Origin of the sequence: Aeromonas sp. ZOR0001 (assembly GCF_000801015.1) — a bacterium.
In the GTDB taxonomy this organism is placed as follows: domain Bacteria; phylum Pseudomonadota; class Gammaproteobacteria; order Enterobacterales; family Aeromonadaceae; genus Aeromonas; species Aeromonas veronii.
The window spans coordinates 6,007-14,483 of sequence record NZ_JRJY01000163.1 but is presented as its reverse complement, the minus strand read 5'-3'; the positions used below and the strand labels follow the sequence as shown (position 1 = coordinate 14,483).

The following is an 8,477-nucleotide window of genomic DNA, read 5'->3' as shown; positions in this document are numbered from 1 at the left end:
CTGTTGTGGAACATGCCGACACTCTTCCAGCCGTAGGAACCGGCGTGGATCGCCTGCGGGCCGAAATCAGACTGGACGCGCTGGATCTCGCCGGCCACCAGTTCGATGGCTTTCTCCCAGCTCACCCGCACCCACTCGTCGGCGCCGCGCAGCTCGGGCTTGGCGCCCGGGCCGTGCTCCAGCCAGCTCTTGCGTACCATGGGATACTTGATGCGGTTCTTGGCGTGCACCTGGAACGGCGCCATGTCGATAAGATCGTTCGGCGCCGGATCATCGGCTACCGGCTGGACGCGCACCATGCGACCATCTTCGACGATCGCCTCGAAAGCACCCCAGTGGGCGCCGGTCAGAATGCCCTTCTGGGCGGGCACCAGAGTCGGGAACTGACTCAATGCGGTGCTGATGGCTTGCGCCAGCGCACTCTTGGGAAAAATGCCGCCGAGCAGGGGCAGGGCTGCGCAGGCGCCGAGTCCCTTGAGCAGGTTGCGGCGGGACAGATTGGTCTTGTTGTCATTGAAAAAAGTCATAACGGTTTTCCTCTGTGCCAGCCTTAGTGGGCCGCGCTCATGTCACTGGCGTGTTTCTGGACATACTGGGTCAACATGCGAGCCTGTTCCGGGGTCAGGGAGGTACGAGATTCCATCCCCTTGATGACGCCGATCCACTGGTTGGCATTAAAGTGATCCAGCGCGGTGAGGCCGTGGCAGCCGGTACAGTTGTTGGACATCAGGGTGGAGGCGTATTGCCACAGCTTGCCCTGATCGCCGATGAGCTGGCTCTGGTCGACCCAGGCGGTCAGCTTGACCTGATGCCAGGTGAGGTTGGTGGCGCTGTCGGTTTCGCTCTGGCCGGTGACCAGCGCTTTCTTGGCGGCATCGCCGACCAGTACGCTAAGGATCCGTTTGCCCGGTGCGGCGTAGAATACTTCGCTCACACCATCTTGTTGCCAGCCTTCGATCTGCACCTTGGCGCGGCCGTTTTCGTTGGCCAGCACTTCTACCTTGGTGGAGGGCATCAGGGTGCCTTCGTCGGTCTTGGCGGCGGCATCGAGGAACAGCGGGGTGGTGGCGATGGCGTAGCGGGTGGTGACGTTGGCCGGAGTCTGGGCCGCAGCCTGCGCCAGCTCGCTGGCACCGGCGGCAGCCAGGCCGCTCATGTCAGGCATGATGTGGGCGACACCACGGTGACAGTCGATACAGGTCTGGCCTTCCTTGATGGCGACCGGGTGCTCGGCACGGGCATTGGGGCGCTGGGCCAGAATGTCCATCGCCTCGTAGCTGTGGCAGCTGCGGCAGGTGGCGGAGTCGTTGGCTTTCAGCTCGTCCCAGACGGACTGGGCCATCCGCAGCTTGTGGGCTTCATACTTTTCCGGGGTATCCAGCGTGCCGATCGCCTCGTGATAGATATCCTTCACGGCGCGGATCTTGGTCCACAGGTAGGAGGTGGGGTCGCCCGGGATGTGGCAGTCGGCGCACTCGGCGCGGATCCCCTTGGTGTTCTGGAAGTGGACACTGCCCTGATACTCGGCGAGCGGAGTCTGCATGGAGTGGCAGGAGACGCAGAATTCGGTGGAGCTGGTCTTGTGCAGCACGGTCACGGTGACACCCAGTGCCGCGACACCCAGCAGGGCCCCGAGCAGCAGGAGCCAGAACCAGGTTTTTCTTATCAGTTTTCCAATCATGGCGGCGTTTTCCTACGGTCAATAATTACCTACATAGTACTAGTCCAATAGTAGTAGTAATGATAGGGATAAGGCGTTGACCTCCATCATGGTTTATATTTTTGATTGTTGTCACATTTTGTCTTTTGTTTTGTTATTGACATACTTATCGAATTAAATTCAGTTGTTTTCTGTTTTATCTATTTGTGCACTTTCCGCGACAGCTGTTAGCCCCCTCGCAAAACCCCACAAGATTCGCTGATATAGTGAGCAGTGAGCCTCAACGGAGTGTCGCTGATGAGCCCTTTCTCGCTGCTGTGTGTCGCCGCCAACGTGCAACTGCTGGCCGAATTCGAACAGGAGTTGGTTCCGCTGCTCGGCCATTTCGCGCTGGTGGTGGTGGTCGGTCAGGGGTCGGCTGAGCTGGCCTTGGACGAGCTGGATCGCAAGGGGCAGCCACCCGCCGTAGTGGTGTGTGACAGCGAGCTGGGGGATGGGCGAGGGGCCGATTTTCTGATCCGCCTCGGCAGCCGTCACGAGGCGTGTCGCAAGATCCTGCTGGGCAGTCAGCCGGAGATGAAATCGATCATCGAGGCAGTGAACCTCGGTCGTCTCGACTACTACCTGCAACGCCCCTGGCGCGATGGCAGCCTGCGCCGGGCGGTGATCGAGCAGGCGAGCCACTTTGTATTGCAGCGTCCCGAGGCGGATCTGCTGAGCTATGCCGCCGTGCTCGACAACCAGAAGCTGCTGCGAGCCCATGTCGATCGCCAGTTGGCTGCCTATCGGCAGGGCTTTATGGATTACACCCACTGCAGCGATGAAGAACTCTCCCGGGTGGTGATCGACGGCCTCTACCAGTTTTTCGAGTGCAATGACGAGGAGCGGGTCTGCCGCCACTACAGCCCGGGCCATGTGCTGACCCGCGAGGGGGAGCCCAACAGCTTCCTCTGGTTTATCGCCAAGGGGGAGGTGGTGCTGCGCAAGCGGGACGAGCAGGGGATCGATCAGGAGGTGGTGCACTACCGTACTGGCTCGCTGGTGGGGGGCATGTCCTTCGTCACCGGCGAACCCGCCTTCACCACCGGCGTGACCCTGACCGGTGCCGAGGTGATCAAGCTCGACAAGCTGCAATTCTCCCGGGTGATGCAGGCGCGCAGCGAACTGCTCCCCTCCTTTACCAACCTGCTGCTGCGCCACTTCAACCGCCGTCTGCAAAACAGCATCCGCACCGAGATGCGGCTGCAACAGACCCTCAACTCACTCGATGCCGCTCACGCCCAGCTGGTGGAGAGCGAGAAGATGGCGATGCTGGGTCAACTGGTGGCCGGTGTCGCCCACGAGCTGAACAACCCGGTGGCGGCCATTATCCGTGGCAGCGAGACCTTGCGGGCCGCCATCCCCGATCTGGTCAATCTCGAGCTGCCAGCAACCATCAAGGGGCTGGGCAACCAGACCCTCTGTCAGGCGTTGAGTTCCCAGCCGGTCTCGACCAGCGAGATCCGTGACAAGACCCGGCAGGCTGAGGGGCGCTTTGGTGATCGCCAACAGGCGCGGCTGGCGGTGCAGATGAATCTGGATGACGAGCTTAACTGGCAGCGCTGGTTTGCCAGCCGCACTGCCGACGAGCGGGAGGCGCTGCTCTCCCGGCTGGAGCTGTTCCAGCAGACCGGCAGCTTCCTGCGCAACATCGAGGTGTGTGCCCGTCGCATCGGCGATCTGGTCAAGAGCCTCAAGCAGTATGCCCGGCAGGATCGGGCCGAGCCCTCGCTGGTGGACTTGCACGAGGGGCTGGAAGATACCCTGATGATTTTCGAAAACCGCCTCAAGCATCATGAGGTCTGCAAGGAGTACCAGCCGCTACCGCTGGTGCGCTGTCACCCCATCGCCCTGCAACAGGTGTGGACCAACCTGATCGCCAACAGTTTGGATGCCATGAGCGGCCCGGGGCGACTCACCATCCGTACCGGATTGCTGGATCCCGAGTGGGTCATGGTGGAGATAGAGGATAGCGGTTGCGGCATCGAGCCCGAGTTGTGGCAGCGGATCTTCGATCTCAACTTCACTACCAAGCGGGAGGGACATTTCGGCCTCGGGATTGGTCTGAGCGTCTCACTGCAGATAGTTCAGCAGCACCACGGCCGGATTGAGGTGGCCTCCGAGCCGGGCCGTTACACCCGGATGCGGGTCTGTCTGCCGCTGGACGGCATGGGGCAGGCCGGTTACGGGGGCGAACCTCATCACAACAAGGAGCATGCGGCCTGAGCTATCGCCAGCATCAATCGCGCGGCGTGCCAAACCATGTCGCCAAGGAGGAGCAATGAACAAACACTATCTGATCCTGTGTGTGGACGATGAGCGGGAGGTGCTGGATGCGGTGATCCATGATCTCGCCCCGTTCCGTTCCCACTTCGAGCTGGAGGCGGCCGAGAGCGTCGATGAGGCGCGAGCGGTGGTGGAGGAGTGGGAGCACGACGGCAACAAGCTGGCGCTGATCCTCTGTGACCACATCATGCCGGGAACCCTGGGGGTCGATTTTCTGGTGGAGCTGAACCGGCGAGCCTCCACCCGGGCCAGCCGCAAATTGCTGCTGACCGGACAAGCGGGGCTGGAGGCCACCGTTGAGGCGGTCAATCGTGGCGGGTTGCACTACTACCTTGCCAAGCCGTGGAAGCTGGAGATCCTGCAAGAAGCGGTGCGCGAACAGCTGACTGACTACCTGCTGGCGGAAGATGGCGAAAATGCCTTCCACTATGCGCCGCTGCTCAATCAGGCGCGGCTGTTTGCCGCCATCCACGATCACCCGTTCGACGAATAGGGGCAGTTGGGCTTTCGCGGTGGCAGTTGTATACTGTCTGCATATACAGTATTGCAGGTAGCCACCGATGCGACTCTTTATCGCCGAGAAGCCCACGCTGGGCCGTGCCATTGCCGATGCCCTGCCCAAGCCCCACAAGAAGGGCGACGGTTTTATCGAAACAGCCCAGGGGGATGTGGTCACCTGGTGCATCGGCCATCTGCTGGAGCAGGCCGAGCCCGATGCCTATGACGTCGCCTTCAAGCAGTGGCGGATGGAGCATCTCCCCATCATCCCCGCCCAGTGGCAGCTGGTGGCCAAGCCCAAGACCAAAACCCAGCTCACCGTCATCAAGCGGCTGATCAAGCAGGCGGACTGCGTGGTCAACGCCGGTGACCCGGATCGGGAAGGGCAGTTGCTGGTGGATGAGGTGATCGACTTTCTCGGCTACCCGAAAACCAAGCCGGTGCAGCGCTGCCTCATCAGCGATCTCAACCCGCCCGCGGTGCGCCGCGCCCTCGACAAACTGAGGGACAACAAGGAGTTCGTGCCGCTGGCGGTCTCCGCACTGGCCCGCAGTCGGGCCGACTGGCTCTATGGCATCAACATGACCCGCGCCTATACCTTGCTCGGGCGCAAGGCAGGTTGCAGCGAGCTGCTCTCGGTTGGTCGGGTGCAGACCCCGCTGCTGGGGCTGGTGGTGCGGCGGGATCTCGAGATCGAGGCCTTCGTGCCCAAACCCTTCTACGAGGTGCTGGCCCATCTGTTGACCGATAGCAACGAGCGTTTCACCGCCAAGTGGCTGCCATCGGAAGCCTGTCTGCCGTGGCAGGATGAGGAGGGGCGGGTGCTCAACCGGGCGCTGGCCGACAAGGTGGTTAGCCGGATCAACGGCCAGCCCGCTCAGGTCGAATCGGTGGAGGAGCAGGCCCGCAAGCAGGCGGCGCCGCTGCCCTACAACCTCTCCAGCCTGCAGATCGATGCCGCCAAGCGGTTCGGCATGGATGCCAAGCGGGTGCTCGACATCTGCCAAAGCCTCTACGAGCGTCACAAGCTCATCACCTATCCGCGCTCCGACAGCCGCTATCTGCCGACCGACCACTTCAAGCGGGCCGAGCAGGTGCGCGACGCCATCGCCGCCACAGCGCCTGCACTGGTCAAGGCGGTGAGCGCGGCTGATGGCAAGATCCGCAGCAAGGCGTGGAACGACAGCAAGGTGGATGCCCACCACGCCATCATCCCCACCGAGAAGCAGGGCAACCCCGCCACGCTGGGGGCCGACGAGGCGAAGCTCTATGGCCTGATTGCCCGCCAGTATCTGCTGCAGTTCTATCCCCCGTTCGAATACAACGACAGCAAGGTGCTGCTGCGCATCGCCGGTGGTCTGTTTCAGGCCAAGGCGCGGCGCATTCTCAAAGCGGGCTGGAAGGCACTGCTCGGGGTGGAGGAGGATGACGACGAAGAGAAGGCGGGCACGCTGCCTGCCCTGAAAGAGGGAGAGCAACTGCTCTGCGAGCGGGGCGAACTGCAGGAGAAGATGACCCAGCCGCCCAAGTCGTTCACCGATGCGACTCTGCTGGCGGCCATGACCGGCATCGCCCGCTATGTGCAGGATCCCGAGATCCGCAAGACCCTGCGCGACACAGACGGCCTCGGCACCGAAGCGACCCGGGCAGGCATTATCGACCTGCTGTTCAAGCGCCGCTTTCTGGTGCGTCAGGGCAAGAGCATCAAGGCGACCCCGACCGGGCGGGCGCTGGTTCAGGCGTTGCCAGCCACCGCTACCACGCCGGATATGACTGCGCTGTGGGAGCAGAGCCTTGGCCAGATCGCCGAGCGCCACGGCAGCTACCAGCAGTTTATGGGGCCGCTCACCGAGCAGCTCAACGGTCTGATTGAAGGGGCGCGACAGGATTCCGGCGCCAGCTTCAGCGCCCTGCCCAAGGAGGCGCCGGGTGCCGGCAAGCGGCGTTTTACCAGGCGCAAGAGTCCGGCGGCCAGCACGACTGGCGGGCCCCGACCGCGCAAGACGGCCAGCAAGCGCCAGACCAGGGCGGCATAACGAAAAAAGGCGCCCATCCCGGGCGCCAAAGGCATTGTTGTCAGGCTGCCTGAGTGGACAAGCTGGCACGGATCCTGTGCTGGTAGTGCAGAACCACACCGAGAAACACCAGATCCTTGAACAGGAAGAACTCGGTGACTGGCACGCCATCAACCACTTTCCAGACACCTGTCAGAGTCAGCAGGAAGCTCAGCGTCGCCAGGAAGGTGACGACAGCCCCCATGCTGCACCAGTAACCGATGCTAGGTTGCCACAGACCCACGACCAGTCCGATGGCGATCACTATCTCGACCACCCCGATCAGGTTCGATACGCTCTGTTCCGACAGGGGGCCATAGAGCCAGCTCATCAAGGGGTGGCTGGCTACCAGTGGTTTGATGGCGGCTGCCTCTGTCGGGGTAAACTTGAAGACGCCGATCCAGAGCAGGGTCAATACCACGCCCGCCAGAGCGACCAGAAAGCCTTTGTCATGTTGCTGCATGGGGGCTCCTTGTTTAAGGGGTCAGAGTGACGGGCGGGAAGTCGATCTCGGTCGCCGCTAGGTGATTGCCATAGTTGGTCAGGGTATTGACCACCACCTGGCCGAGCACCTCCAGCAGCAGCTCGTCATCTACGCCTGCGGCACGGGCGCTAGCAAGCTGCTCGTCACTGATCACCCCGCGCTGACTGACCAGTGCCGTTGCCAGTTGCAGTAGGGCGTGCTCAAGGGGAGACGAGGCCTGGCCGAGCCGGGCAGCCCGGATCTCCTGAGCCGAGAATCCGGCCTTGCCCGCCAGTAGTGTGTGGGCAGACAAACAGTATTGGCAGGCGTTGGCTTGACCTATGGCCAGTGCCAGCAACTCCCGTTGTGGGGCAGTGAGGCGCCCCTTGCCAAGCGCCTCGGCAAAGGCCAGGAAGCCATTGAGCAGGGCTGGCGAGTGGGCCAGGGTAGCGTAGAGGTTGGGCACCATACCCAGATTGCGGTGCAGGGTGGCCAGGGTCTGGGCGGCAGCTGGTTGCGGTTGGGATACGGGTTGGATACGGCTCATGATCTTCTCCTGTGGTAGTGAAGGTACGGGAGACAGTGTGCCGTCATTCGTGATACGGTTTATCACTCATCGTCTGCAAATAAATACTATTCGTCTCAAATATGGATCCGCTCTCTGCCCTGTTGGTTCATGCCTCCCCCGAAGCCAAGATCTTCTTCGCCGGCAACCTGTGCCAGAACTCCTCCAGTGATGATTATCCGAGTGGCGGACATCTTCATCTGCTGCGCAGCGGTGCCGTCATGCTGCGTGAAGAGGGGGGAACCAGCTTGCTGCTCGAGGAGCCGACCCTGATCCTGTTCCCTCGGGGACGTCCCCACAAGCTTGAACCCAGAACGCTGGGGGGTTGTGATTTGGTGTGCGCCAATGTCGCATTCGGCAAGGGGGGCGCATCGCCGTTGCAACTGGCATTACCGGGCTCGCTGGTGCTGCCGCTAAGGGAGTTGCCTGCCCTGACGTCGGTGCTGAACCAGTTGTTTGATGAGGCGTTTCACCCCCGCTACGGGCAGGATCCGCTGATCTCCCGCTTGCTGGAGGTACTGTTGATCCTGCTGCTGCGTCATCTGGTCGAGCAAGGGGTGTGTCAGCAGGGGATGCTGGCAGGTATTTCCGATCCCCAGTTGGCCAAAGCGATCTCGGTGATGCATCAGCGTGGGGATGAACCCTGGACGGTGGCCACGCTGGCGCGGGAGGCCGGCATGTCGCGGGCCCGCTTTGCCGCGAAGTTTCAGGAGCGGGTTGGTCAAGCGCCGCTGGGTTATCTAACCCGCTGGCGCATGGCGCGCGCTTGCCAGCAACTGCTAGCGGGGGAGCCCATGGTGCAGGTGGCTCTGGGGGCGGGGTATAGCAGCAGTGTTGCCTTTGGTCGGGCATTCGAGCGGGAGTTGGGGGTGAGCCCGGGGCGCTGGCTCAAGACGCAGCAACAAGCCGAAT

General features: G+C 62.2%; 8 protein-coding genes. 4 read left to right on the top strand and 4 right to left on the bottom strand.

Features of this window, described 5'->3' with window-relative positions:
* Together L972_RS22060 and L972_RS19120 are read right to left on the bottom strand one after the other, a co-directional pair.
* The coding region (locus L972_RS22060; RefSeq protein WP_047440390.1) for a twin-arginine translocation signal domain-containing protein at positions 1 to 527 on the bottom strand (527 nt) is incomplete at its 3' end.
* Positions 528 to 550: 23 nt separating this feature from the next.
* Positions 551 to 1,681 carry a NapC/NirT family cytochrome c gene (locus L972_RS19120; protein ID WP_005339847.1) on the bottom strand — a complete coding sequence of 377 codons (1,131 nt, stop codon included), beginning with the start codon at positions 1,679 to 1,681 and terminating at the stop codon, positions 551 to 553.
* A gap of 276 nt (positions 1,682 to 1,957) precedes the next feature.
* Between L972_RS19120 and L972_RS19115 the strand changes: the two genes are divergently transcribed.
* From L972_RS19115 to L972_RS19105, 3 genes are all read left to right on the top strand, one after another.
* The gene (locus L972_RS19115) at positions 1,958 to 3,925 is read left to right on the top strand and encodes an ATP-binding protein (protein WP_047440343.1); all 1,968 of its coding nucleotides are present in this window, start codon (positions 1,958 to 1,960) and stop codon (positions 3,923 to 3,925) included.
* Between the two features lie 55 nt (positions 3,926 to 3,980).
* Positions 3,981 to 4,478 (top strand): response regulator, encoded by a 498-nt coding sequence (locus tag L972_RS19110; RefSeq protein ID WP_047440341.1) that lies wholly within the window; start codon positions 3,981 to 3,983, stop codon positions 4,476 to 4,478.
* 67 nt (positions 4,479 to 4,545) lie between these two features.
* Positions 4,546 to 6,519 carry a DNA topoisomerase III gene (locus L972_RS19105; protein WP_047440339.1) on the top strand — a complete coding sequence of 658 codons (1,974 nt, stop codon included), beginning with the start codon at positions 4,546 to 4,548 and terminating at the stop codon, positions 6,517 to 6,519.
* Positions 6,520 to 6,559: 40 nt separating this feature from the next.
* Here L972_RS19105 and L972_RS19100 read toward each other — a convergent pair whose 3' ends face one another.
* Together L972_RS19100 and L972_RS19095 are read right to left on the bottom strand one after the other, a co-directional pair.
* Positions 6,560 to 7,000, bottom strand: coding sequence for a DUF417 family protein (locus L972_RS19100; RefSeq protein ID WP_047440338.1), 441 nt, complete (start codon positions 6,998 to 7,000; stop codon positions 6,560 to 6,562).
* Between the two features lie 13 nt (positions 7,001 to 7,013).
* A complete protein-coding gene (locus tag L972_RS19095) occupies positions 7,014 to 7,547 on the bottom strand; it encodes a carboxymuconolactone decarboxylase family protein (RefSeq protein WP_047440336.1) in 534 nt (177 codons plus the stop codon).
* Between the two features lie 101 nt (positions 7,548 to 7,648).
* On the opposite strand from L972_RS19095, the gene L972_RS19090 reads away from it, so the two are divergent.
* Positions 7,649 to 8,477: AraC family transcriptional regulator (locus L972_RS19090; protein WP_081990766.1), on the top strand; the 829-nt coding region annotated here is incomplete at its 3' end.